Below are 21,985 nucleotides of genomic sequence, written 5' to 3'. Positions count from 1 at the left end.
AGTTTTGTAGTCGGATGTAGTTTTAGTTTATTCCCAAATAAATTGCCGTACAAGTTTCTTTACACGCGGATTTCGGGTTTCAAATCAAATGCGGCTTACCGGTTTTCTTTTTTGGTTTCCGCAGGCGTACTGCCGAAATATTGCCTGAATGCCTGAGTAAAGCTGGAAACGTGGCGGTAGCCGCATAAATATGCGGTTTCGCCTATGCTTTTACCCCCGTTTTGCAACAGGTAGAGCGCGTGCTGCATTTGTTTGTGGTGCAGCCACTCGCTTGCCGTAATGCCGAAATGGCCGCGCATACGGCGTTGCAGCGTCCTTTCGCTGATGTTCAGCGCGTCTGTCAGCCGGTTGACTTGGTGTGCGCCGCCGTCGAACGCGGCATTCAGGGTGCGGCTGAAGTCTTCAGACGGCATAGCGTCTGCTTCCGCCGTTTCTCCCGCCGTCGGCCCGATGCTGTCCGACACCGTGTCCCACAAATCCGACAGCAGCCGCAAAACGTCTGCCTCGCGGCGCAATGTTTCGCCCAAATGCCCCCTTGGGACGGCTTGCAGGCAGGATGCCGCCAAGCCGCGCAGGTTTGGGGGCAAATCCCATATCCTGACCGGCTCGCGGTAAAGCATGGGGGCGAAACGCGCGTATTCCGGGCGCAACAGCCATTGTTCCATACCTTTAATGGTCATTTTGACCGTTTTGCCGCCGCGATAAAGATAGCGGCTGAACAGGACTTCTTCCCCGACAGCAATCAGAACGATCTTGCCGCCGTCCGCATCGATTTGAAAACGGCGGCGGTTGATGCCGAAGTCCAAAGAGCCTTCCAGCAACAGCACGAACGACACATAAGGTTCGGCGAGGCGGCTGCTGCAAAAATCACACCGTGCCGTTACCGTGCCGCCGTGGATGGAAATGCCGTTGGACAAAGTATCGAAACGGTAGCCGCCCTCCACATAGCTGCCGCCGCCTCTTTTGACCAGATTGACGAACCGGCTGCTGTTCAAATGTTCTGCTTTTTCCATAGTTTTCTGATAAAGGTTATCATTTGAAAGATAACATTTTTCGCCACAGCAAACAATCCGCCGCCGACAACGGCATTTTCACAACACTTGCCGTCCGTATGCCGTCTGAAAATTGCCCGTCTTTCCGATAAGCCTTAAAATACACGCCGTCAAACCTATCGTTTTGCCTGCACATGAGTCCCTTCCCTTTTATCGAAATGAAAGATGTCGCCTTTGCGTATGGCGACCGCCCGATTCTGAAGAACATCAATTTCAGTATTCCGCAAGGCAATTTTGCTGCCGTAATGGGCGGTTCGGGCAGCGGCAAAACCACGCTGATGAGGCTGATTACAGGACAGATTCGTCCGCAGTCCGGGCAGGTTTTGATTGAAGGACGGGATTTGGCGGGCTTTTCGGCTGACGAGTTGTATGAACACCGCCGCCGTATGGGTGTGTTGTTCCAACACGGCGCACTGTTTACCGATTTGTCTGTATTTGACAATATTGCTTTTCCGATGCGAGAACTGACGCAACTGCCGGAAGCGGTGATTCGAGATTTGGTTTTGTTGAAACTGAACGCGGTCGGTCTGCGCGGCGTGGAAAACCTGATGCCGTCCGAGTTGTCCGGTGGGATGTCGCGCCGCGTCGCGCTTGCCCGCACAATCGCGCTCGACCCTGAAATCATGTTGTACGACGAGCCGTTTACCGGCCTCGATCCGATTTCCTTGGGTGTGATTGCCCACTTGATCAGCCGCGTCAACAAGGCTTTGCGTTCGACCAGTATTATGGTAACGCACGACATTGAAAAATCTTTGGAAATCGTCGATCAGGTGATTTTCTTGGCGCACGGCGAAATTATGTTCTCCGGCTCGCCGCAGGAAATGCGCGAACTGGATTCGCCTTGGGTGCGCCAGTTTGTCGGCGGGCTGGCAGACGGCCCCGTAGCATACCGTTATCCGGCGCAAACGTCGTTGCATCAGGACCTGTTGGGATAAATGAGTTGATGCCGTCTGAAACCGTTGAACTTTACATATAGAAATTTATGAATTTTATCCGTTCCGTCGGGGCGAAAACCCTCGGCTTTATTCAATCCCTCGGCAGTATTACGCTGTTTCTGCTGAACATTCTGGCGAAATCCGGTACGGCTTTCGTCCGTCCGCGCCTGAGCGTGCGCCAAGTGTATTTTGCCGGCGTGCTGTCGGTGTTGATTGTTGCCGTTTCAGGGCTGTTTGTCGGCATGGTCTTGGGTTTGCAGGGCTATACGCAGTTGTCGAAATTCAAATCCGCCGATATTTTGGGCTATATGGTCGCGGCTTCGCTGTTGCGCGAACTGGGTCCCGTGTTGGCGGCGATTCTGTTTGCCAGCAGCGCGGGCGGTGCGATGACCAGCGAAATCGGTTTGATGAAAACGACCGAACAGCTCGAAGCGATGAACGTGATGGCGGTCAACCCCGTCGCCCGCGTGGTTGCGCCGCGCTTTTGGGCAGGCGTGTTTTCCATGCCGCTTTTGGCTTCGATTTTCAACGTGGCGGGCATTTTCGGCGCGTATCTGGTCGGTGTAACCTGGCTGGGCTTGGACAGCGGCATTTTCTGGTCGCAAATGCAGAACAACATCACGATACATTACGATGTAATCAACGGTCTGATCAAATCCGCCGCGTTCGGCGTGGCGGTAACGCTGATTGCCGTGCATCAGGGCTTCCACTGCGTCCCGACCTCGGAAGGCATTTTGCGCGCCAGCACGCGCACGGTGGTTTCGTCCGCCCTGACGATTTTGGCGGTCGATTTTATATTGACCGCGTGGATGTTTACAGATTGACAGGCCGTCTGAAGACGAAACGCGGAACATCGGATATTCAAGGAACTTTAATGAAAAAGAATGTATTGGAATTTTGGGTCGGACTGTTCGTCCTGATCGGCGCGGCGGCGGTTGCCTTTCTCGCTTTCCGCGTGGCGGGCGGCGCGGCGTTCGGCGGTTCGGACAAAACCTACGCCGTTTATGCCGATTTCGGCGACATCGGCGGTTTGAAGGTCAATGCCCCCGTCAAATCCGCAGGCGTATTGGTCGGGCGCGTCGGCGCTATAGGGCTTGACCCGAAATCCTATCAGGCGAGGGTGCGCCTCGATTTGGACGGCAAATATCAGTTCAGCAGCGATGTTTCCGCGCAAATCCTGACTTCCGGTCTGTTGGGCGAACAATATATCGGCCTGCAACAAGGCGGCGACACCGAGAATCTCGCCGCAGGCGATACCATTTCCGTTACCAGCTCCGCCATGGTTCTGGAAAACCTGATCGGTAAATTCATGACCAGCTTCGCCGAGAAAAACGCGGCGGGCGGCGACGATGCGGCAAAAACCGCCGAATAAACGTACACCATCATATTCAAACTAGGACACTTAATCATGAAAAAAACCTCTTTCATCAGCGCACTGAGCATCAGCATCTTGAGCATCAGCATGGCGGTTGCCGCCCCTGCCGACGCAGTAAACCAAATCCGTCAGAACGCCACTCAAGTATTGAGCATCTTAAAAAACGGCGATGCCGGCACTGCCCGCCAAAAAGCCGAAGCATACGCAACCCCTTATTTCGATTTCCAACGCATGACCGCACTGGCGGTCGGCAACCCTTGGCGTACCGCGTCCGACGCGCAAAAACAAGCGTTGGCCAAAGAATTTCAAACCCTACTGATCCGCACTTACTCCGGTACCATGTTGAAATTCAAAAATGCCAACGTTAACGTTAAAGACAACCCCGTCGTCAATAAGGGCGGCAAGGAAATCGTCGTCCGCGCCGAAGTCGGCATCCCTGGTCAGAAGCCCGTCAATATAGACTTCACCACCTACCAAAGCGGCGGCAAATACCGTGCCTACAACGTCGCCATCGAAGGCGCGAGCCTGGTTACCGTGTACCGCAACCAGTTTGGCGAAACCATCAAAGCCAAAGGCATAGACGGGCTGATTGCCGAGTTGAAAGCCAAAAACGGCAGCAAGTAATCCATAAGCCATGCCGCGAGTCTGAAGGCGGCATGGATTTTTTCCTACCGAACACTATGCATACAGAACTCAACAACGGAACACTGCACATCGGCGGCGACATTACCGTCAAAACCCTGACCGGGGACGCATTTGAGCGTTTCCGGCAGCAATGCCGTCTGAAAGAAACCATTGCCGTCGATTTCGGCGGTGTCAACCGTGCCGATTCCGCCTGCGTGTCGTTGCTGCTCGAAATATTGCGCCGACGCAAAGACAGTATCAGGCTGACCGGCATTCCCGAATCCGTGCGCGCACTGTCCGAACTGTACGAAATCAAAGATTGGCTGAAATCATGAAAAAAACCGCCTACGCCGCCCTCCTGCTGATCGGGTTCGCCTCTGCCCCTTCATTTGCCGAAACCCGTCCTGCCGATCCTTATGAAGGGTATAACCGCGCCATCAGCAGGTTTAACGATCAAGCCGACCGCTACATTTTTGCCCCTGCCGCGCGCGGCTACCGCAAAGTTGCGCCGAAACCCGTCCGCGCCGGCGTGTCCAATTTTTTTAACAACCTGCGCGACGTGGTCAGCTTCGGCAGCAATATCTTGCGCTTGGACATCAAGCGCGCAAGTGAAGACCTCGTCCGCGTCGGCATCAATACCACTTTCGGCTTGGGCGGACTCATCGACATCGCCGGCGCGGGCGGCGTTCCCGACAATAAAAACACTTTGGGCGACACGTTTGCCTCGTGGGGATGGAAAAACAGCAATTATTTCGTGTTGCCCGTCTTAGGACCGTCCACCGTCCGCGACGCGCTCGGCACGGGCATTACCTCTGTTTACCCGCCTAAGAATATCGTCTTCCGCACCCCGGCCGGGCGTTGGGGAAGCTCTGCCGCTGCCGCCGTCAGTACGCGCGAGGGCCTGCTTGATTTGACCGACAGTCTGGACGAAGCCGCCATCGACAAATACAGCTACACGCGCGACCTCTATATGAAAGTCCGTGCGCGGCAGACCGATGCAACACCTGCCGAAGGTACGGAAGATAACATCGATATCGACGAATTGGTCGAAAGTGCCGAAACCGGAGCGGCAGAACCCGCCGTTCACGAAGATTCCGTATCCGAAACACAGGCAGAAGCAGCAGGGGAAGCCGAAACGCAACTTGGAACACAACCCTAAAGCCATGCCGTCTGAAAATCCGTGTTCAGACGGCATTCCCTTCTGTCGGAACGGACAGTCCGACACTACAGATTGGGCTATAATCCCTTTTTTGCGCATACCGCGCGACAGCAAAGGAAAAACCATGTACGAAGTCAACCGCAGCGTATTCGTCCTCATCCCCTTAGAACCTTTTTGGAACTGGCTGCAAACCCTGCCGGGCAACCACCTCGACGGACTGACCCTCGAAGACATCCAAGCCGATGCCAATTCCTACCTTGTCCGCCCGTGCGAAACCGCCGATGAAGTCTGGGACGAAATCGAAGCCCGTTTTGAAGACATTTTCGCCGCCGAACTTGCCGACTGGTGCGAAGACGAACGCGAGTGGCCCGCACTCGATGCCGACATTTTCAACGAATGGTTCGACATCCAGCTTTCTACCGTCATTACCGACCTCGAACACGAACCGCTTGCCCGCGAAGCCTTCCAACCCATCAATCTCAACTGATGAAGCTGACCGTCCGCAACTACCATCTCGACGGCTACGGCCATGTCAACAATGCGCGCTACCTCGAATTTCTCGAAGAAGCGCGCTGGGCGTTTTTTGAAGAACGCGGACTGCTGCACGAGTTGGCAGACCTCATGCTCATTGTTGCCCGCATCGACATCCGATACAGCCGCCCCGCCGTCGAAGGCGACGTATTGCAGTTTTCATGCCGTCTGAAAACCCCCGGCACGCGGCGCATTGTGCTGACCCAGACGATTATACTGCCAAACGGCAAAACCGCCGCAGAAGCCGACATCACCCTGATGCCCGTCCACGCCGCCGCACAACGCACCGTCAGCCTGCCCGCCACCCTTGCCCGCGCACTGGAAGCCTTGTCCGAATGAAAAAAATACTCACCGCCGCCGCTGTCGCACTGATCGGCATCCTCCTTGCCATCGTCCTCATCCCCGACAGCAAAACCGCGCCCGCCTTCTCCCTGCCCGACCTGCACGGAAAAACCGTTTCCAACGCCGACCTGCAAGGCAAGGTAACCCTGATTAATTTTTGGTTTCCCTCCTGTCCGGGTTGTGTGAGCGAAATGCCCAAAGTGATTAAAACGGCGCATGACTACAAAAATAAAGATTTCCAAGTCCTCGCCGTTGCCCAGCCCATCGATCCGATAGAAAGCGTCCGCCAATATGTCAAAGACTACGGTTTGCCGTTTGCCGTCATGTATGATGCGGATAAAGCCGTCGGACAGGCGTTCGGCACACAGGTTTACCCGACTTCCGTCCTTATCGGCAAAAAAGGCGAAATTCTCAAAACCTACGTCGGCGAACCCGATTTCGGCAAACTCTACCAAGAAATCGATACCGCGCTGGCGCAATAGCGCGTTTGCATTCATGCTTTCAGACGGCATTTAATCATCCAGCAGATTCTTTTTCACCACTGCCGGATTGCCTGCCGCCAAAGAGTAGGGCGGAATGTCTTTTGTAACCACCGCGCCTGCGCCCACGACCGAACCGCGTCCGACGGTTACGCCCGCCATCACAATTACCCTGCGCCCCAGCCAGACATCGTCCTCCAACGTAATCGGACGGATTTCCGTGTAGCCCTCAAAGCGTTTGTTTTCACGGTCAAACTTGTGGTTGGTCGAATAGAACAGGCATTCCGGCCCCATCATCACATTTTTGCCAACCACCAGCCCACGGCAGATTTCACAGTTTACCCCGATACCGGAACCATCGCCCAAAACCGTATCCGGAAACACATAGGCACCGCGTTCGATATTGACCCCGCGTCCGATATGCGGAGAAACCCGCCGTGCCAGAAATATGCGTACGCTTTTGCCGATGATGCCGATGCCGCGCATATGAGACGGCGGCAATAGGGAACCGGCGAAGCGCAGCAGCAGGGAAAAAAACTTCACCCTCATAAAACTTCCTTCAGAGTAACCTTTTTGCATTTTATCGAATATCCTCTTGACGAAACAACAGAAAATAGCGAGAATGCCGAGCTTGTCTGAAGCATAGGTACATCCCCTATGCCCGCTTTTTTGAAAGGAAATCAAATGAAACAAGGTATTCACCCGAACTACCACGAAGTCAACGTTACCTGCTCCTGCGGCAACAAATTCGTAACCAAATCCGCGATGGAAAAAGAAAACTTCAACATCGAGGTTTGCTCCCTGTGCCACCCGTTCTATACCGGCACCCAAAAAATCGTCGATACCACCGGCCGCGTGGACAAATTCAACAACAAATTCGGCAACCTGTTCAAACGCTGATAGCCGATTTGCAAAAAGACTGCCCCGTGCAGTCTTTTTTGTTGCCGGTCTTTTTATGTCTGATGCCGTCTGAAGCAGTCTCTGCACGACCTTTGTGCGAATATTTGCTACACTTGGCAATCCATCCATTTCTTCTTACGCTTATGTTGACCTATACCCCGCCCGATACCCGCCCGCCCGCCAAAACCCACGAAAAACCGTGGCTGCTGATGCTGATGGCGTTTGCCTGGTTGTGGCCGGGTGTATTTTCACATGATTTATGGAATCCTGCCGAACCTGCCGTTTATACCGCCGTCGAAGCACTGGCAGGCAGCCCCACCCCCTTGGTTGCCCATCTGTTCGGTCAAACCGACTTCGGCATACCGCCCGTTTATCTTTGGGTTGCCGCCGCGTTCAAACATTTGCTGTCGCCGTGGGCTGCCGACCCATACGATGCCGCACGCTTTGCAGGCGTATTTTTTGCCGTTGTCGGGCTGACTTCCTGCGGCTTTGCCGGTTTCAACTTTTTGGGCAGACACCACGGGCGCAGCGTCGTCCTGATTCTCATCGGCTGTATCGGGCTGATTCCGGTTGCCCATTTCCTCAACCCCGCTGCCGCCGCCTTCGCCGCCGCCGGACTGGTGCTGTACGGTTATTCTTTGGCTCGCCGGCGCGTGATTGCCGCCTCTTTCCTGCTCGGTACGGGTTGGACGCTGATGTCGCTGGCGGCAGCTTATCCGGCAGCATTTGCGCTGATGCTGCCCCTGCCAGTGCTGATGTTTTTCCGTCCGTGGCAAAGCAGGCGTTTGATGTTGACGGCAGTCGCCTCGCTTGCCTTTGCCCTGCCGCTGATGACCGTTTACCCGCTGCTCTTGGCAAAAACGCAGCCCGCGCTGTTCGCGCAATGGCTCGACTATCACGTTTTCGGTACGTTCGGCGGCGTGCGGCATGTTCAGACGGCATTCAGTTTGTTTTACTATCTGAAAAACCTGCTTTGGTTCGCACTGCCCGCGCTGCCGCTGGCGGTTTGGACGGTTTGCCGCACGCGCCTGTTTTCGACCGATTGGGGGATTTTGGGCGTTGTCTGGATGGCTGCCGTTTTGGTGCTGCTCGCCGCCAATCCGCAGCGTTTTCAGGACAACCTCGTCTGGCTGCTGCCGCCGCTCGCCCTGTTCGGCGCGGCGCAACTGGACAGCCTGAGGCGCGGTGCGGCGGCGTTTGTCAACTGGTTCGGCATTATGGCGTTCGGACTGTTTGCCGTGTTCCTGTGGACGGGCTTTTTCGCCATGAATTACGGCTGGCCCGCCAAGCTTGCCGAACGCGCCGCCTACTTCAGCCCGTATTACGTTCCCGACATCGATCCCATTCCGATGGCGGTTGCCGTACTGTTCACACCCTTGTGGCTGTGGGCGATTACCCGCAAAAACATACGCGGCAGGCAGGCGGTTACCAACTGGGCGGCAGGCGTTACCCTGACCTGGGCTTTGCTGATGACGCTGTTCCTGCCGTGGCTGGACGCGGCGAAAAGCCACGCGCCCGTCGTCCGGAGTATGGAGGCATCGCTTTCCCCGGAATTAAAACGGGAGCTTTCAGATGGCATCGAGTGTATCGACATAGGCGGCGGCGACCTGCACACGCGGATTGTTTGGACGCAGTACGGCACATTGCCGCACCGCGTCGGCGATGTACAATGCCGCTACCGCATCGTCCGCCTGCCCCAAAACGCGGATGCGCCGCAAGGCTGGCAGACGGTTTGGCAGGGTGCGCGCCCGCGCAACAAAGACAGTAAGTTCGCATTGATACGGAAAACCGGGGAAAATATATTAAAAACAACAGATTGAGCCGAATTTCTGGATTAAGTGCCGGAAATTGCGTATAATTGCGCGATTAAATCTTTATAAATCAGCCGTTTTGCAGGCATCACACAGGAGCGACAATTATTATGATGACCCTCTATTCCGGCATTACCTGCCCCTTCAGCCACCGCTGCCGCTTCGTTTTGTACGAAAAAGGTATGGATTTTGAAATCAAAGACGTCGATATTTACAATAAGCCCGAAGACCTCGCCGTCATGAACCCGTATAACCAAGTCCCCGTGCTGGTCGAGCGCGATTTGGTGCTGCACGAGTCCAACATCATCAACGAATACATCGACGAACGCTTCCCCCATCCGCAGCTTATGCCCGGCGATCCCGTTATGCGCGGCAGGGGCCGGCTGGTGCTGTACCGTATGGAAAAAGAATTGTTCAACCACGTCCAAGTTTTGGAAAACCCCGCCGCCACCAACAAGGAACAGGCAAAAGCGCGCGAAGCCATCGGCAACGGTCTGACCATGCTTGCCCCTTCGTTCAGCAAAAGCAAATACATCCTCGGCGAAGATTTTTCTATGATTGATGTCGCCATTGCCCCGCTGCTGTGGCGGCTCGACCACTACGATGTCAAACTGGGCAAAAGTGCCGCGCCGCTGCTCAAATACGCCGAGCGCATCTTCCAGCGCGAAGCCTTTATCGAAGCACTGACACCCGCCGAAAAAGCCATGCGCAAATAAGCCCGGAATGCTTGCAAAACCCGCCGTTTTGCAGGCATTTTCACATTCAGGCACACCACACGGAATCCATTATGCCCACTTCCACCAAACCCTACATCCTCCGCGCCCTCTGCGAATGGTGCAGCGACAACAGCCTCACACCGCACATCCTTGTCTGGGTCAACGAACACACGCGCGTCCCCATGCAGTACGTCCGCGACAACGAAATTATGCTCAACATCGGCGCGACCGCTACGCAAAACCTTCAAATCGACAACGATTGGATCAGTTTTTCCGCCCGTTTCGGCGGACAGGCGCACGACATATGGATACCTGTCGGACACGTCCTCAGCCTTTTCGCACGAGAGACCGGCGAAGGTATGGGGTTTGAATTGGAGGAGTACCGCCCCGATACGCCGCCTGAAAACACTTCTGCCGAAACCGCGCCCCGACCCGCCAAAAAAGGCTTGAAATTGGTCAAATAAATCTATGCCGTCTGAACGGAATCGTGTTTCAGACGGCATTTTGTCCGACGGGGCGCAAACGGAATCCGTTTATCGGCAAAACCCGTTTCGTGCATCGAAACCGCGTTGCCCCTGCCGATTCGATATTGGGACATTATTGCATCAGCATCAGAGCGCAATTATGGTGCAGCTAACCAAGCGATAGAGCAGCAACGCCAAGCAGAGCAGCAGATACAGCGGTAGAAGCAGAGTATAGGTTTGGGTATTGGATAGCGAGAATTACATAATAAGATAAAAAATAAATCCCAGTACTGTAATTACTAAAACGGTTAAAAAGTTTTTTAGTTTTCTCTTTATACCATTTTCTTTCCAAGGTTTGAACTCTGTTAAATCAACAATGAAATCAACAATTGAGTCAAAAAGTGCTGAAAAAAAATTCATCAAATACTCCTGTGGAAAACCCTGTTGCTAGTAGCAACAGGGTGTCAGATTGTTACAGACCCATTAAGGTCATTGTAACAGGAGAACGCCAACGAGCAGCGGCAGTTGCTGCGCATGAGCGTGTTGCAAAATTTTTATAAATATCATCAAACCATGAAAATGCCGTCTGAACCTGCGATACGGGCTTCAGACGGCATTTTGTCCGATATTCGGGCAATCAGGCGGTCAGTACGGCTTTCAGGATTTTGTTGACTTCGCCCATATCGGCTTTGCCGGCGAGACGGGTTTTCAATACGCCCATCACTTTGCCCATATCCGCCATACCTGCCGCTCCGGTTTCGGCAACGGCGGTATCGACCGCAGTACGGATTTCGCCGGCGGAAAGCATTTGGGGAAGGTAGCGGTGCAGTACCTCGATTTCGGCGTTTTCTTTGTCTGCCAAATCCTGACGGCCGGCTTCAGTGTAGATTTTCGCGCTGTCTTTGCGCTGTTTGACCATTTTGGTCAGGATGGCGGTGATTTTGGCATCGTCGGCTTCGGTGCGTTCGTCCACTTCAAACTGTTTGACGGCGGCGTTGATGAGGCGGATGGTGCCGAGGGAAACTTGGTCTTTGGCGCGCATCGCGGTTTTCATGTCTTCGGTAAGGCGGATTTTCAGGCTCATGATGTCCTCGCTGGGATGTCGGATGGAAACGGCGGGTTTCGATGCCGTCTGAAAAGCAAAACACACCGCAGAGCAGGTCTTGCGGTGTGTCCTCATATCACAGGGCTGACCTGTAATCTGTACTGCTTGGATGTTTAGTACATTTTAGGAGGCAGTTGTTGGCTGCGCAGGCGTTTTTGCAGGCGTTTTACGGCAGCCGCTTTTTTGCGTTTGCGTTCGGTAGTCGGTTTTTCGTAGGCTTCGCGGGCGCGCAGCTCGGTCAGCAGGCCGGTTTTTTCTACGGCGCGTTTGAAACGGCGCATAGCGACTTCAAATGGTTCATTCTCTTTTACGCGGATTGCAGGCATTTTATTTCCTTTAATAAATTCGGTTGTTTCATCTGCCCATCATATCGGTGGAAAGGGTAGGGCAGACGGTGTTGAAGGTTTACCGTATCGCTGTGCCTTGCGGCGGCGGGATACGCGCCGTGACGGAAACATCACCTCCTAACGGGTCGGCTTGTGCCGTGTCAAGCTGCTTGAAAAAGCAGGAAAAACAATTTTCGGATTGTCTTATATTTATGGTTCGCCGTCAATGCCGTTCGGGATAAAAATGCCGTCTGAAAGACCGGGCGGGTTTCAGACGGCATCGGTACGTCAGCGTGCAGGAACAATGCCCATACGCTGTTTGAGCGGTATGTGCGGCGCGCCGAAGAGGGAGGCGTAGTAGGCGGCATTGGTCATCACTTTTTTGACATAGTCGCGCGTTTCGGAAAACGGGATGGTTTCGGCATATACCGCGCCCTCAAGGGGGATATCCGCCTGCCATCGGCGCGCCCTGCCGGGACCGGCGTTATAGCCTGCGGTGGCGAGGACTTCGTTGTTTTGCAGGCGGCGTTTGGTGTCCGCCATATACCACGTCCCCATACGGATATTGCCGTCGGCGGTGTAAAGTTGTGCGGCATCCATACCGATTTTGCCGGCGATTTCGCGCGCGGTGGCAGGCATGACCTGCATCAGCCCCTGCGCGCCTACGCCGGATTGCGCGCCCATAACGAAGCGGCTTTCCTGACGAATCAGCCCGTAAACCCACGCCGGATCGACATTAACATTTTGCGCGTGGCGGATTACGGTGTCTTTAAAGGGCGAAATATAGCGCAATGTGTAGTTGAGTTTGCGGTCGGTGCGTTCCGCGCTGTTGACCGCCATATCGTAAAAACCGTGGTCGAACGCGGTTTGCGCGGCGGTCAGCAGCTTGTCCTCATCGAAGCCGCGTGTGGCGAAACGCCATTCCGCCTGAGCCTGACGGCGCATTTTCGCATCGCCGGTGGTTCGGCTGTTTCGGAACAGCACCAGCGCGCGCTTAATCGCGCCGTCTTCCGCCATACGGAGGACGCTGTTTTTGCCGACATCGGGAACATTGTTGCGCGTATCGATTTTGCGCCCCAACTCTTCCCCTGCCAGTACGGCATAAAAATTCCTGCCCGTTGCTGCCGCCTGTTTGTAAAGTTTTTCCGCCTCTTGCGTGTTGCCCGTTGCGGCGCGGCTGCGTGCCAGCCAGTAGAGCCAGGTCGGGCTTTTTTGCAGTTTTTCGGGCATATGCGAGATAACGGAGGCCAGCTCGTCCCAACGTTGGGCGCGCAAGGCGGCGCGGGCGTACCACTCGATTTGGTCGTCGGTCAGTTGGCGGCGGTCGGCAACCTTGCCGTAATAGTCCAAGGCGGCAGGCACATTGAGGTTTTGCGACTGATAATGCCCCAATACGCCCCACGCGAAACTGCTCTGTTCGGGGCTTAAACCGCTTTCCATTTCGGACAGCCGGGCGGCGGCATCCGGCGATTTGCGTGCTTCTTTGCTGATGACGTTCAACAGGGCATATTCGCGCGAACCTTGTGTGCCGCCGTCAAACGGGCTGCCCAATGCGGCGGCAAGGTTGCGCGCGTCTGTGGTTTGGCGGACGGCAAGCAGTCCGCGCACGCGCCTCCAGGCATTGTTGCTGTCCAACAAGCCGGATGCGGCTGCCTGTTCCAACAGTTTGGTGCAGCCCGAAGGCAGTTTGCCCGTATTTTTGACCAGTTCGGCGGCACGCGTATAGTCGTTGCGGCTCGAATCGGCGTAGCATTCGACTTCTTGGGCGCGCCCTTCAGGTTTGAGTTTGGCGTATTCCTGTGCAAACAGCGTCCACTGTCTGCGTGCGCCCAAAGACTTCAGCCACTCGTTGCGGACATTTTCCGCCATCGCGCTGTCGCCGGCGTTTTCCAAATAGGCGGCGACTGCCGCATCGTTTTTCTGTTTCACTGCATCCAGTGCGGACGGGTAGCCGCCGTAATCTGCCAGCGTTTTTCCTTCGGGTTCGGCAGGGCGGGTGGGAACGCTTGCCGAAAGACCGGCAGTTTCTATATTGTCTGCCGGGGTCTTGCCGCCGGGCGCGTGTGTCGAAGAACACGCGGCAAGCACCAAGGCTGCCAGCAGCGGCAGGGAATGCTTCAGAGAGGGTGGGTACATCGGATTTCCTTAAGAATCGGAACCCTGAATGGTCAGGGTTGGAAAAGACAAAATGCCGTCTGAACAGGCGTTTGCCCGAATTATATGCCGAAACTGCACCGCCTTTGGAATGTTTACGACATAATTTATATTTTTCAATCATTTGCCGTTTGGGCGCGAACCGCTGCCTTTGCCCGTTTCAGACGGTATAGTGGATTAACAAAAATCAGGACAAGGCGACGAAGCCGCAGACAGTACAAATAGTACGGCAAGGCGAGGCAACGCTGTACTGGTTTAAATTTAATCCACTATATTGTCCGAAATGGTTGCCCGCTTCCTGCCTTATTGACAAAAAAAGGCTTTCCCGATAATATCCTACGAAAATTAACCTGCCGATTTGACACAGCTTGCGGGCATAACAGCTAAAGCGTTCCGACAATTTCAGCTTTATCTTCCGCGCCCGTTGTGTCCGACATCGGGCTTTGTTTTATGGAAAAGACAATGATTATTTTGGACAAGGTTTCCAAGCATTACCAAACGCGCGACAAGACCCGTTTTGCCGCCGTCGAGTCGACCAGCCTCGAAATCCGCGACGGCGAAATCTTCGGGCTGATGGGCTATTCCGGCGCGGGCAAATCCACCCTGTTGCGGCTGATTAACCTGTTGGAACGTCCCGACACGGGCAAGGTCAACGTCTGCGGACAAGAGCTGACCGCGCTCGATGCCACCGCATTGCGCCGGGCGCGGCAGAATATCGGCATGGTGTTTCAGCAGTTCAACCTGTTGAACAACCGCACCGTCGCCGGCAACGTCGCTTTTCCTTTGGAAATCGCCGGATGGCCGTCTGAAAAAATCAAAGAACGTGTTAAAGAATGCCTTGAAATCGTCGGCCTGACCGAACGCGCCAGCCACTATCCCGCCCAGCTTTCAGGCGGGCAGAAACAACGCGTCGGCATCGCCCGCGCGCTCGCACCCAAACCCCAAGTCATCCTCGCCGACGAACCGACTTCCGCCCTCGATCCCGCTACTACGCGCAGCGTCTTGGAATGTTTGGAAGACATCAACAAACGCTTCAACGTAACCATCGTCATCGTAACCCACGAAATGAGCGTCATCAGACGACTGTGCGACCGCGCCGCCCTTTTGGACAAAGGTAAAGTCGTCGAAATCGTCGAAGTACGCGGCAACCAAATCCACGCCCAATCCGACATCGGGCGCGAACTGATTCGGGAGGACTGATATGGCAGACTTAACATTCGAACAAGCCGTTTCCACCATCGTTGGCATGAAAGACGAAATCGTCCGCGCCTTGGGCGAAACCTTCGTGATGGTCGGCTTGTCCACCACATTCGCCGTCATCTTCGGCACGCTGCTGGGCGTCTTGCTTTTCGTAACCTCCAGCCGCCAGCTGCATTACAACAAGCCGGTAAACTTCCTGCTCGACAACTTAGTCAACCTGATGCGCGCCTTCCCTTTCGTCATCCTGATGATTGCCATGATACCCGCCACCCGCGCCATCGTCGGCAGCACCATCGGCCCGATTGCCGCCTCGCTGGTATTGAGCGTGTCGGGATTGTTTTATTTTGCCCGACTGGTGGAACAAAACCTGCGCGAAGTCCCCAAAGGCGTGATTGAAGCCGCCACCGCTATGGGCGCATCGCCGCTTGCCATCGTCCGCAAAGTCCTCTTGAACGAAGCGCGCGCGGGCATGGTTTCCAGCATTACCGTGCTTGCCATCGGGCTTTTGTCATACAGCGCGGCGGCAGGAATGATAGGCGGCGGCGGCTTGGGTGACCTCGCCATCCGCTACGGCTACTACCGCTACCAAACCGAAGTCATCGTCTTCATCGTCGCCCTCCTCGTGCTGCTGGTCATCCTGATTCAAAGCATCGGCAACGCGTTGGCGAGGAAATTGGACAAACGTTAAACCTAGAATGCCGTCTGAAGCCCGGATGAAGCAGGCCTTCAGGTCTGAGGACGATACGGCGGGGTGAAATATCCGCCGTACTGTTAAAAATGCTATAGAATCTTTTCTGCGGCAAATGCCGTCTGAATGTTAAACTATGACGGATTTATTGCCTGCAGCTTTAGTTTGAAACTTTCCCACATATCAGGAGATAACATGACAAACTTCTTCAAAACCCTTTCCGCCGCCACACTCGCGCTTATTTTGGCGGCTTGCGGCGGTCAAAAAGACAGCGCGCCCGCAGCCTCTGCTGCCGCCTCTTCAGCCAATAACGGCGCGGAGAAAAAAGAAATCGTCTTCGGTACAACGGTCGGCGACTTCGGCGATATGGTCAAAGACCAAATCCAACCTGCGTTGGAGAAAAAAGGATACACCGTCAAATTGGTTGAATTTACCGACTATGTGCGCCCGAATCTGGCATTGGCGGAGGGCGAGTTGGACATCAACATCTTCCAACACAAACCCTATCTTGACGATTTCAAAAAAGAACACAATCTGGACATCACCGAAGCCTTCCAAGTGCCGACCGCGCCTTTGGGACTGTATCCGGGCAAGCTGAAATCGCTGGAAGAAGTCAAAGACGGCAGCACCGTATCCGCGCCCAACGACCCGTCCAACTTCGCACGCGCCTTGGTAATGCTGAACGAACTGGGTTGGATTAAACTCAAAGACGGCATCAATCCGCTGACTGCATCCAAAGCGGATATTGCCGAAAACCTGAAAAACATCAAAATCGTCGAGCTTGAAGCTGCGCAACTGCCGCGCAGCCGTGCCGACGTGGATTTTGCCGTCGTCAACGGCAACTACGCCATAAGCAGCGGCATGAAGCTGACCGAAGCCCTGTTCCAAGAGCCGAGCTTTGCTTATGTCAACTGGTCTGCCGTCAAGACTGCCGACAAAGACAGCCAATGGCTTAAAGACGTAACCGAGGCCTATAACTCCGACGCGTTCAAAGCCTACGCGCACAAACGCTTCGAGGGCTACAAATACCCTGCAGTATGGAATGAAGGCGCAGCCAAATAAGGCAGTCGTATAAGGAGCTGTTCATGCTATCCCAGAACAAATTACCGATGAAGTAGTTGATATGGTTACTAGAATCATCAATGAAATTGCTATTTGCTCTAAACGAATTGAAACAACTCTTGAAGTTACTCAAAAATTACTCTACAAACGTTTTCCTGTTCAAATTCTGATTGGAAAAATTGGAAAAAAACGATTAGGCAAATTGCTATCTAAATGGTTTGAAAGTATTTACAGGAATTTTGCCACTCGCGCGTGTACAAATACTGCTGCCGCTCGTTAGCGCTCACCTGTTACAATCGCCCTAATGGGATTGTAGAATTTATCCCTACGCAAATTCTGCGTAGGGATTTTTTGAATTATTTTATTGAAGAAACAAAATGGAACTATGGAAAGCTATTTGGCACACTGTCTTTGATTTTTTTAGTGAACTTTTTGATGAAAAACCGTGGCAAGAGAAAGATACAAAAAGTAAATTAAAAATACTAGGTGCATTATTGCTAGGTGCTATATTAACTTTTATCTTTTATATTTTATATTTTATAAAAGCCCCCGCTAACAAGCAGGGGCTTTAAATTTGAGTAAGTGCAACCTTGGGTAAACAATGATGCCGTCTGAACCGTATCCGTGTTCAGACGGCATTTTTGTCCTTTAATCCGCCATTCCCTGCCATTCCGCCGAATCCGGCGTATCGATTCCGAAAAGCGACAAAGCGTGTGCAACACTGTGTGTAACAATATCGTCTGCAGTTTGCGGTTTGCGGTACATCGCAGGAACAGGGGGAAACACCACGCCGCCCATTTCCGTTACCCGCTTCATATTGTCCAAATGGGCAAGGTTCAGCGGCGTTTCGCGTACCATCAGCACCAGCCGCCGCCTTTCCTTCAAAACCACATCCGCCGCACGCGTCAAGAGGTTGTCGCCGAAACCGTGGGCGACCGAGGCAAGCGTCCGCATCGAACAGGGTGCAACCAGCATCCCGTCCGTTTTAAACGTACCGCTGGCAATGCACGCCCCGATATTGCCGATCGGATGCACGAAGTCGGCCAAGGCATATACTTCATCTCTCGCATAAGCCGTTTCCGAAGCGCGCGCCATCTCCGCACCTTTCGATACCACAAGGTGCGTTTCGACATCTTGCGTAAGCAGAAGCCGCAATGCCTTAATGCCGTAAGCAAAGCCGCTTGCCCCGCTGATGCCGACAATCAACCGTCGAGTCATCATCCGCCTTTCCGTTATGCCGCTGGCAGCGGCAAAGCGGTTATTATAGTGAAAAAAACGATTCGAGATAAACACGGATACAAATTGTCGGCAACACTCAATATCCGATAAAATACCGACTTTATCATTACATTTGAACACGTAAGGGAGAAAGGCATGGCGAAAGTAAAAGGCGGATTGGGGCGCGGTTTGGATTCGCTGCTCGCTAACGGTGCAGACAACAGCAGCGGCGACCGATTGACCACGGTTGCGGTTAAAGATATCCAGCCCGGCCGCTATCAGGCGCGTGTTCAAATCGATGACGAAGCCTTGCAGGAGCTGGCGGATTCGATTAAGGCGCAAGGCGTGATACAGCCCGTCATTGTGCGGGAACACGGTTTGTCCCGGTACGAACTGATTGCAGGGGAGCGGCGATGGCGCGCCTCCCAGCTTGCTGGCCTGACCGAAATCCCTGTCGTTATCAAGACTATCAGCGACGAAACTGCACTGGCCATGGGGTTGATAGAAAACCTTCAGCGAGAGAATCTCAACCCTATCGAAGAAGCGCAGGGGTTGAAACGTCTTGCCGACGAGTTCGGACTGACCCACGAAACCATCGCAAAAGCCGTCGGTAAAAGCCGCAGCGCCATTTCCAACAGCCTGCGCCTTTTAAGCCTGCCCGAACCCGTGCAGGAAATGCTTTACCAACGCCGCCTCGAAATGGGACACGCCCGCGCACTGCTGACCCTGCCCGTCGTAGAACAGCTCGAGTTGGCGCAAAAGGCTGTCAAAAACGGCTGGTCGGTGCGCGAAGTCGAACGCCGCAGCCAAGTCGCCCTTCAAAACAAACGTTCCGAGTCCAAAAAAACTGCCGCCGCAGATATCGGCCGCCTGAATGATTTGCTGACTGAAAAACTGGGTGTCAACGCTGAAGTCAAAACCGTTAACCACAAAAAAGGCAGGATTGTCCTGCATTTCGACACGCCCGAAACCTTCGACCACATTTTGAAGCAGTTGGGCATAGATTACCGGCCTTAATTTTGCGGGATATGCCGTCTGAAACATAAAACGTAAAGAAATTCGGACAAACTTTCCAATAATCTGTAATTATATGTAATGTGTGTTAGAATAACACCTGCTGCCGTTATTCAGGCGGCGGGCGCGGCGGATTGGGATACGTTGTTTCACAAAGATTAACTGTCGCTTGACGTAATAAGGCTTCTAAATTATATTAGCCGCGCCTCAAATCCGAGGCGGAAACATTCCCTTTATGAAGCAGATTATCGTCCTACAATCCGCCGTATTGTCCATATGCGCCGCAGTTGCCTTTGCCGTATGGGGTTTTGCCGGACTCCTTTCGGCGGTCGGGGGCGGTTTGTCCTATCTGCTTCCCACGTTTGTTGCAGTTTTACTTTTAAAACTTTTCAGGGGAAACCCCTTCCTGCAAAGCAGGATGTTTGTCTTCGGAGAGATTTTAAAAGTAGTGCTGTCGCTGTTGTCCATGCTCGCCGTATTTGCAATATGGCATCAATCGCTGGTGTTCGCCCCGTTTCTAATGGGGCTGCTCGGTGTCAGCCATCTGGTTTTTTTAGTATTGTTGAGAGTGAAAGATTATGGCAGGTGAAACCATTACCGCTGCCGACTACATCAAGCACCACTTGCAGAGCTTGACCAGTTTGTCGGATGTTACTCAGGGTCAGGGACTGAAAAACATTGCTGATTTTTCGTTTATTAACCTTGATGCCGTCTTTTTTGCCGTCCTGTTGGGCGTAATCGGCAGCTTCCTGTTGTGGCGCGGTGCAAAAAAAGCAACAGCAGGCGTTCCCGGACGTTTCCAGGCTGCAGTGGAAATCTTGTTCGAGTTTGTGGACGATATGTGTAAGAGCATCATCCACAATGAACAGTCTAGAAAAGCCATCGCCCCTTTGGGTTTGACGCTGTTTGTCTGGATTTTCCTGATGAACGCGATGGATATGCTGCCGGTCGATTTGCTGCCGATGGTATGGCAGGGCATTACCGGTAACCATCACGCCCTGCTGCGCGTCGTGCCGACTGCCGATTTGAACACCACTTTGGCACTCGCTGTCGGCGTGTTGCTGATTTGTATCTATTACAACATCAAAATCAAAGGATTGGGCGGCTGGTTTCACGAGTTGTTCAGCGCGCCTTTCGGTGCAAAACTCGCACCTGCGAACTTCCTGCTGAATTTGGTCGAGTTTCTTTCTAAAACCGTATCACACGGTATGCGGTTGTTCGGCAATATGTATGCGGGCGAATTGGTATTCTTGCTGATAGCCTTGCTTGGCGGTGCTTGGGCAGCTTCCGGCAGCGTCGAAGTAATGGATCCGATTCTGTTTGTATTCCACATTATTGCCGGTTTGGCATGGGCGATTTTCCATATTTTGGTAATTACCCTGCAGGCGTTTATTTTCATGGCGTTGGCGTTTGTCTATATCGGACAGGCACATGATGCGCACTGATTTTCCTAAGTAGTTTGTTTTTTGTAGTTTAACCTTTGTTTCTTTAAGGAGTTTAAAATGGGTTTGATTGCTATCGCATGTGGTTTGATCGTTGCATTGGGCGCACTGGGTGCCTCTATCGGTATCGCAATGGTTGGTTCTAAATATTTGGAGTCTTCTGCTCGCCAACCTGAACTGATCGGTCCGCTGCAAACCAAACTGTTCTTGATCGCTGGTCTGATTGATGCGGCATTCTTGATCGGTGTGGCTATTGCCCTGTTGTTCGCCTTCGTTAACCCGTTTGGTGCTGCGTAATCAAGACGGAGAAATCCGTTCAGATACAGGCTTACCGTCTGTTTGATTAACCCAGATACGAAGGTTAAGTAACGTGAATATTAATGCAACCTTATTTGCTCAAGTCCTAGTTTTCTTTGGCTTGGTTTGGTTTACGATGAAATTCGTATGGCCTCCGATTGCCAAAGCATTGGATGAGCGTGCCGCAAAAATCGCTGAAGGCTTGGCAGCTGCCGAGCGTGGTAAAAGCGATTTCGAGCAGGCAGAGAAAAAAGTTGCAGAACTCTTGGCAGAAGGGCGTCATCAGGTAACCGAAATGGTTGCCAACGCCGAAAAACGTGCCGCCAAAATTGTCGAAGAAGCCAAAGAACAGGCTTCTTCCGAGGTGGCGCGCATTGCAGCTCAGGCAAAGGCCGATGTGGAGCAGGAATTGTTCCGCGCACGCGAATCCCTGCGCGAGCAGGTTGCCGTGTTGGCTGTCAAAGGTGCCGAATCTATTTTGCGCAGCGAAGTCGATGCTTCCAAACACGCAAAACTGCTCGATACCCTGAAACAGGAGCTGTAATCTTATGGCAGAGTTCGCAACGATTGCCAGACCTTATGCAAAGGCATTGTTCGGTTTGGCTCAGGAAAAAAACCAAATTGAGTCTTGGTTGGGCGGACTGGAAAAACTTGCGGCGGTTGTTCAGGAAGGGAAGGTGGCTTCATTGATTGACCGTCCTGAAACGAATGCTTCAGAAAAAGCAGATATCCTCATCGATTTGGTCGGTTTGAAAGACAAGGAGTTGAAAAACTTTGTTATCGTCTTGGCCGGGCAGAAACGTTTGTCGGTATTGCCGGAAGTATATGCTCAATATCAAGACTTGACCTTATCATTCAACCATATCAAATCTGCCGTCATTTACAGTGCCTATCCGTTGACCGACAAACAGGTTGGCGAGTTGGCGCAAATGCTGAATAAGCGTTTCGACAGCGAGCTGAAAATCTCTGTCGAAATCGAACCGGAGCTGATTGGCGGCATAAAAGTTGAAGTGGGAGATCAGGTTTTGGATTTGTCTGTACAAGGCAAACTGAGTGCCTTGTACACGACTATGACGAATTAGGAGAGTTTT

32 protein-coding genes are annotated in these 21,985 nt (G+C 53.2%); 24 read left to right on the top strand and 8 right to left on the bottom strand.

The window, feature by feature from the left end; all coding sequences use genetic code 11:
- Positions 1-95: 95 nt before the first annotated feature.
- On the bottom strand, positions 96-1,013 hold the full coding sequence (locus tag Q9J80_RS03440) for a helix-turn-helix transcriptional regulator (protein WP_301674051.1): 918 nt from the start codon (positions 1,011-1,013) through the stop codon (positions 96-98).
- Positions 1,014-1,032: 19 nt separating this feature from the next.
- Positions 1,033-1,188, bottom strand: coding sequence for a hypothetical protein (locus Q9J80_RS03435; RefSeq protein ID WP_304678530.1), 156 nt, complete (start codon positions 1,186-1,188; stop codon positions 1,033-1,035).
- Here Q9J80_RS03435 and Q9J80_RS03430 point away from each other — a divergent pair.
- From Q9J80_RS03430 to Q9J80_RS03390, 9 genes are all read left to right on the top strand, one after another.
- Positions 1,187-1,987, top strand: coding sequence for an ABC transporter ATP-binding protein (locus Q9J80_RS03430; protein ID WP_003676043.1), 801 nt, complete (start codon positions 1,187-1,189; stop codon positions 1,985-1,987). The genes Q9J80_RS03435 and Q9J80_RS03430 overlap by 2 nt on opposite strands.
- Before the next feature lie 47 nt (positions 1,988-2,034).
- The gene (mlaE, locus tag Q9J80_RS03425) at positions 2,035-2,811 is read left to right on the top strand and encodes a lipid asymmetry maintenance ABC transporter permease subunit MlaE (RefSeq protein WP_127263500.1); all 777 of its coding nucleotides are present in this window, start codon (positions 2,035-2,037) and stop codon (positions 2,809-2,811) included.
- A gap of 50 nt (positions 2,812-2,861) precedes the next feature.
- On the top strand, positions 2,862-3,359 hold the full coding sequence (mlaD, locus tag Q9J80_RS03420) for an outer membrane lipid asymmetry maintenance protein MlaD (protein ID WP_301674052.1): 498 nt from the start codon (positions 2,862-2,864) through the stop codon (positions 3,357-3,359).
- A gap of 36 nt (positions 3,360-3,395) precedes the next feature.
- The gene (locus tag Q9J80_RS03415) at positions 3,396-3,986 is read left to right on the top strand and encodes an MlaC/ttg2D family ABC transporter substrate-binding protein (protein ID WP_301674053.1); all 591 of its coding nucleotides are present in this window, start codon (positions 3,396-3,398) and stop codon (positions 3,984-3,986) included.
- A gap of 56 nt (positions 3,987-4,042) precedes the next feature.
- On the top strand, positions 4,043-4,321 hold the full coding sequence (locus Q9J80_RS03410; protein WP_301674054.1) for an STAS domain-containing protein: 279 nt from the start codon (positions 4,043-4,045) through the stop codon (positions 4,319-4,321).
- The gene (locus tag Q9J80_RS03405; protein ID WP_301674055.1) at positions 4,318-5,145 is read left to right on the top strand and encodes an MlaA family lipoprotein; all 828 of its coding nucleotides are present in this window, start codon (positions 4,318-4,320) and stop codon (positions 5,143-5,145) included. Before Q9J80_RS03410 ends, Q9J80_RS03405 begins: the two co-directional genes overlap by 4 nt.
- Before the next feature lie 124 nt (positions 5,146-5,269).
- Positions 5,270-5,632, top strand: a complete 363-nt coding sequence (locus Q9J80_RS03400; protein ID WP_002229974.1) for a hypothetical protein — start codon at positions 5,270-5,272, stop codon at positions 5,630-5,632.
- Positions 5,632-6,015, top strand: coding sequence for an acyl-CoA thioesterase (locus Q9J80_RS03395; RefSeq protein WP_301674056.1), 384 nt, complete (start codon positions 5,632-5,634; stop codon positions 6,013-6,015). Before Q9J80_RS03400 ends, Q9J80_RS03395 begins: the two co-directional genes overlap by 1 nt.
- Complete coding sequence (locus Q9J80_RS03390) at positions 6,012-6,500, top strand: peroxiredoxin family protein (protein WP_301674057.1); 489 nt, start codon at positions 6,012-6,014, stop codon at positions 6,498-6,500. The genes Q9J80_RS03395 and Q9J80_RS03390 overlap by 4 nt, the downstream gene beginning before the upstream one ends.
- A 30-nt stretch (positions 6,501-6,530) precedes the next feature.
- Here the strand turns inward: Q9J80_RS03390 and Q9J80_RS03385 are convergent, their stop codons facing one another.
- A complete protein-coding gene (locus tag Q9J80_RS03385; protein ID WP_301670277.1) occupies positions 6,531-7,046 on the bottom strand; it encodes an acyltransferase in 516 nt (171 codons plus the stop codon).
- A 135-nt stretch (positions 7,047-7,181) separates the two neighbouring features.
- Between Q9J80_RS03385 and rpmE the strand changes: the two genes are divergently transcribed.
- From rpmE to Q9J80_RS03365, 4 genes are all read left to right on the top strand, one after another.
- On the top strand, positions 7,182-7,397 hold the full coding sequence (gene rpmE, locus Q9J80_RS03380; RefSeq protein WP_003713538.1) for a 50S ribosomal protein L31: 216 nt from the start codon (positions 7,182-7,184) through the stop codon (positions 7,395-7,397).
- A gap of 143 nt (positions 7,398-7,540) precedes the next feature.
- Positions 7,541-9,217 carry an ArnT family glycosyltransferase gene (locus tag Q9J80_RS03375; RefSeq protein WP_304671402.1) on the top strand — a complete coding sequence of 559 codons (1,677 nt, stop codon included), beginning with the start codon at positions 7,541-7,543 and terminating at the stop codon, positions 9,215-9,217.
- Between the two features lie 101 nt (positions 9,218-9,318).
- Complete coding sequence (locus Q9J80_RS03370) at positions 9,319-9,924, top strand: glutathione S-transferase N-terminal domain-containing protein (RefSeq protein ID WP_301912565.1); 606 nt, start codon at positions 9,319-9,321, stop codon at positions 9,922-9,924.
- 71 nt (positions 9,925-9,995) lie between these two features.
- On the top strand, positions 9,996-10,388 hold the full coding sequence (locus Q9J80_RS03365; RefSeq protein WP_025456704.1) for a ClpXP protease specificity-enhancing factor: 393 nt from the start codon (positions 9,996-9,998) through the stop codon (positions 10,386-10,388).
- A gap of 2 nt (positions 10,389-10,390) precedes the next feature.
- On the opposite strand, the gene Q9J80_RS03360 is transcribed toward Q9J80_RS03365, so the two are convergent.
- The 4 genes from Q9J80_RS03360 to ltgA all read right to left on the bottom strand — a co-directional run bounded on the left by Q9J80_RS03360 (position 10,391) and on the right by ltgA (position 13,955).
- Positions 10,391-10,522: a hypothetical protein gene (locus Q9J80_RS03360; RefSeq protein ID WP_304671403.1), complete on the bottom strand. Its 132-nt coding sequence runs from the start codon at positions 10,520-10,522 to the stop codon at positions 10,391-10,393.
- Positions 10,523-11,025: 503 nt separating this feature from the next.
- Complete coding sequence (locus Q9J80_RS03355; protein ID WP_301668478.1) at positions 11,026-11,472, bottom strand: GatB/YqeY domain-containing protein; 447 nt, start codon at positions 11,470-11,472, stop codon at positions 11,026-11,028.
- A gap of 134 nt (positions 11,473-11,606) precedes the next feature.
- The gene (gene rpsU, locus Q9J80_RS03350) at positions 11,607-11,819 is read right to left on the bottom strand and encodes a 30S ribosomal protein S21 (RefSeq protein WP_002214819.1); all 213 of its coding nucleotides are present in this window, start codon (positions 11,817-11,819) and stop codon (positions 11,607-11,609) included.
- A gap of 288 nt (positions 11,820-12,107) precedes the next feature.
- A complete protein-coding gene (gene ltgA / locus Q9J80_RS03345; protein ID WP_304671404.1) occupies positions 12,108-13,955 on the bottom strand; it encodes a lytic transglycosylase LtgA in 1,848 nt (615 codons plus the stop codon).
- Between the two features lie 480 nt (positions 13,956-14,435).
- Here ltgA and Q9J80_RS03340 point away from each other — a divergent pair, with 480 nt between their 5' ends.
- The 5 genes from Q9J80_RS03340 (at position 14,436) to Q9J80_RS03320 (ending at position 17,495) form a co-directional block, all read left to right on the top strand.
- Positions 14,436-15,173: a methionine ABC transporter ATP-binding protein gene (locus Q9J80_RS03340; protein WP_301674060.1), complete on the top strand. Its 738-nt coding sequence runs from the start codon at positions 14,436-14,438 to the stop codon at positions 15,171-15,173.
- 1 nt (position 15,174) lies between these two features.
- Positions 15,175-15,861 carry a methionine ABC transporter permease gene (locus tag Q9J80_RS03335; protein WP_301674061.1) on the top strand — a complete coding sequence of 229 codons (687 nt, stop codon included), beginning with the start codon at positions 15,175-15,177 and terminating at the stop codon, positions 15,859-15,861.
- 195 nt (positions 15,862-16,056) lie between these two features.
- On the top strand, positions 16,057-16,923 hold the full coding sequence (locus tag Q9J80_RS03330) for a MetQ/NlpA family ABC transporter substrate-binding protein (protein ID WP_301674062.1): 867 nt from the start codon (positions 16,057-16,059) through the stop codon (positions 16,921-16,923).
- 61 nt (positions 16,924-16,984) lie between these two features.
- A complete protein-coding gene (locus Q9J80_RS03325; RefSeq protein ID WP_301674063.1) occupies positions 16,985-17,203 on the top strand; it encodes a hypothetical protein in 219 nt (72 codons plus the stop codon).
- 97 nt (positions 17,204-17,300) lie between these two features.
- Complete coding sequence (locus Q9J80_RS03320) at positions 17,301-17,495, top strand: transporter (protein ID WP_304671405.1); 195 nt, start codon at positions 17,301-17,303, stop codon at positions 17,493-17,495.
- 76 nt (positions 17,496-17,571) lie between these two features.
- Here the strand turns inward: Q9J80_RS03320 and Q9J80_RS03315 are convergent, their stop codons facing one another.
- Positions 17,572-18,141: a UbiX family flavin prenyltransferase gene (locus tag Q9J80_RS03315; protein WP_301674075.1), complete on the bottom strand. Its 570-nt coding sequence runs from the start codon at positions 18,139-18,141 to the stop codon at positions 17,572-17,574.
- 156 nt (positions 18,142-18,297) lie between these two features.
- On the opposite strand from Q9J80_RS03315, the gene Q9J80_RS03310 reads away from it, so the two are divergent.
- The 6 genes from Q9J80_RS03310 to Q9J80_RS03285 all read left to right on the top strand — a co-directional run bounded on the left by Q9J80_RS03310 (position 18,298) and on the right by Q9J80_RS03285 (position 21,976).
- Entirely contained in the window at positions 18,298-19,158 is an 861-nt protein-coding gene (locus Q9J80_RS03310) for a ParB/RepB/Spo0J family partition protein (RefSeq protein WP_301674065.1), read from the top strand.
- Positions 19,159-19,390: 232 nt separating this feature from the next.
- The gene (locus tag Q9J80_RS03305) at positions 19,391-19,744 is read left to right on the top strand and encodes a F0F1 ATP synthase subunit I (RefSeq protein WP_301674066.1); all 354 of its coding nucleotides are present in this window, start codon (positions 19,391-19,393) and stop codon (positions 19,742-19,744) included.
- Positions 19,734-20,600, top strand: a complete 867-nt coding sequence (gene atpB, locus Q9J80_RS03300) for a F0F1 ATP synthase subunit A (RefSeq protein WP_301674067.1) — start codon at positions 19,734-19,736, stop codon at positions 20,598-20,600. The genes Q9J80_RS03305 and atpB overlap by 11 nt, the downstream gene beginning before the upstream one ends.
- A gap of 57 nt (positions 20,601-20,657) precedes the next feature.
- Complete coding sequence (gene atpE / locus Q9J80_RS03295) at positions 20,658-20,894, top strand: F0F1 ATP synthase subunit C (protein WP_003676106.1); 237 nt, start codon at positions 20,658-20,660, stop codon at positions 20,892-20,894.
- Between the two features lie 73 nt (positions 20,895-20,967).
- Complete coding sequence (locus Q9J80_RS03290) at positions 20,968-21,438, top strand: F0F1 ATP synthase subunit B (protein WP_301674068.1); 471 nt, start codon at positions 20,968-20,970, stop codon at positions 21,436-21,438.
- Positions 21,439-21,442: 4 nt separating this feature from the next.
- Positions 21,443-21,976, top strand: a complete 534-nt coding sequence (locus Q9J80_RS03285; RefSeq protein ID WP_301674069.1) for a F0F1 ATP synthase subunit delta — start codon at positions 21,443-21,445, stop codon at positions 21,974-21,976.
- Positions 21,977-21,985: the final 9 nt, after the last annotated feature.

The sequence above is a fragment of the Neisseria blantyrii genome (assembly GCF_962747855.1).
GTDB lineage: Bacteria > Pseudomonadota > Gammaproteobacteria > Burkholderiales > Neisseriaceae > Neisseria > Neisseria viridiae.
The sequence above is the reverse complement of the archived record's forward strand: the minus strand, read 5'-3'. Positions and strand labels throughout refer to the sequence as shown.

Coding starts and splice junctions, on each gene's coding strand:
- Q9J80_RS03415 (WP_301674053.1), top strand. CDS start 3,396: ATGAAAAAAACCTCTTTCATCAGCGCACTGAGCATCAGCATCTTGAGC.
- Q9J80_RS03315 (WP_301674075.1), bottom strand. CDS start 18,141: ATGACTCGACGGTTGATTGTCGGCATCAGCGGGGCAAGCGGCTTTGCT.
- Q9J80_RS03360 (WP_304671403.1), bottom strand. CDS start 10,522: ATGTCCCAATATCGAATCGGCAGGGGCAACGCGGTTTCGATGCACGAA.
- Q9J80_RS03285 (WP_301674069.1), top strand. CDS start 21,443: ATGGCAGAGTTCGCAACGATTGCCAGACCTTATGCAAAGGCATTGTTC.
- Q9J80_RS03330 (WP_301674062.1), top strand. CDS start 16,057: ATGACAAACTTCTTCAAAACCCTTTCCGCCGCCACACTCGCGCTTATT.
- Q9J80_RS03435 (WP_304678530.1), bottom strand. CDS start 1,188: ATGTGCAGGCAAAACGATAGGTTTGACGGCGTGTATTTTAAGGCTTAT.
- Q9J80_RS03410 (WP_301674054.1), top strand. CDS start 4,043: ATGCATACAGAACTCAACAACGGAACACTGCACATCGGCGGCGACATT.
- Q9J80_RS03355 (WP_301668478.1), bottom strand. CDS start 11,472: ATGAGCCTGAAAATCCGCCTTACCGAAGACATGAAAACCGCGATGCGC.
- ltgA (WP_304671404.1), bottom strand. CDS start 13,955: ATGTACCCACCCTCTCTGAAGCATTCCCTGCCGCTGCTGGCAGCCTTG.
- Q9J80_RS03340 (WP_301674060.1), top strand. CDS start 14,436: ATGATTATTTTGGACAAGGTTTCCAAGCATTACCAAACGCGCGACAAG.
- mlaE (WP_127263500.1), top strand. CDS start 2,035: ATGAATTTTATCCGTTCCGTCGGGGCGAAAACCCTCGGCTTTATTCAA.
- Q9J80_RS03365 (WP_025456704.1), top strand. CDS start 9,996: ATGCCCACTTCCACCAAACCCTACATCCTCCGCGCCCTCTGCGAATGG.
- Q9J80_RS03395 (WP_301674056.1), top strand. CDS start 5,632: ATGAAGCTGACCGTCCGCAACTACCATCTCGACGGCTACGGCCATGTC.
- rpmE (WP_003713538.1), top strand. CDS start 7,182: ATGAAACAAGGTATTCACCCGAACTACCACGAAGTCAACGTTACCTGC.
- Q9J80_RS03430 (WP_003676043.1), top strand. CDS start 1,187: ATGAGTCCCTTCCCTTTTATCGAAATGAAAGATGTCGCCTTTGCGTAT.
- mlaD (WP_301674052.1), top strand. CDS start 2,862: ATGAAAAAGAATGTATTGGAATTTTGGGTCGGACTGTTCGTCCTGATC.
- rpsU (WP_002214819.1), bottom strand. CDS start 11,819: ATGCCTGCAATCCGCGTAAAAGAGAATGAACCATTTGAAGTCGCTATG.
- Q9J80_RS03405 (WP_301674055.1), top strand. CDS start 4,318: ATGAAAAAAACCGCCTACGCCGCCCTCCTGCTGATCGGGTTCGCCTCT.
- Q9J80_RS03310 (WP_301674065.1), top strand. CDS start 18,298: ATGGCGAAAGTAAAAGGCGGATTGGGGCGCGGTTTGGATTCGCTGCTC.
- Q9J80_RS03440 (WP_301674051.1), bottom strand. CDS start 1,013: ATGGAAAAAGCAGAACATTTGAACAGCAGCCGGTTCGTCAATCTGGTC.
- atpE (WP_003676106.1), top strand. CDS start 20,658: ATGGGTTTGATTGCTATCGCATGTGGTTTGATCGTTGCATTGGGCGCA.
- Q9J80_RS03375 (WP_304671402.1), top strand. CDS start 7,541: ATGTTGACCTATACCCCGCCCGATACCCGCCCGCCCGCCAAAACCCAC.
- Q9J80_RS03325 (WP_301674063.1), top strand. CDS start 16,985: ATGGTTACTAGAATCATCAATGAAATTGCTATTTGCTCTAAACGAATT.
- Q9J80_RS03370 (WP_301912565.1), top strand. CDS start 9,319: ATGATGACCCTCTATTCCGGCATTACCTGCCCCTTCAGCCACCGCTGC.
- Q9J80_RS03400 (WP_002229974.1), top strand. CDS start 5,270: ATGTACGAAGTCAACCGCAGCGTATTCGTCCTCATCCCCTTAGAACCT.
- Q9J80_RS03335 (WP_301674061.1), top strand. CDS start 15,175: ATGGCAGACTTAACATTCGAACAAGCCGTTTCCACCATCGTTGGCATG.
- Q9J80_RS03390 (WP_301674057.1), top strand. CDS start 6,012: ATGAAAAAAATACTCACCGCCGCCGCTGTCGCACTGATCGGCATCCTC.
- Q9J80_RS03320 (WP_304671405.1), top strand. CDS start 17,301: ATGGAACTATGGAAAGCTATTTGGCACACTGTCTTTGATTTTTTTAGT.
- Q9J80_RS03385 (WP_301670277.1), bottom strand. CDS start 7,046: ATGAGGGTGAAGTTTTTTTCCCTGCTGCTGCGCTTCGCCGGTTCCCTA.
- atpB (WP_301674067.1), top strand. CDS start 19,734: ATGGCAGGTGAAACCATTACCGCTGCCGACTACATCAAGCACCACTTG.
- Q9J80_RS03305 (WP_301674066.1), top strand. CDS start 19,391: ATGAAGCAGATTATCGTCCTACAATCCGCCGTATTGTCCATATGCGCC.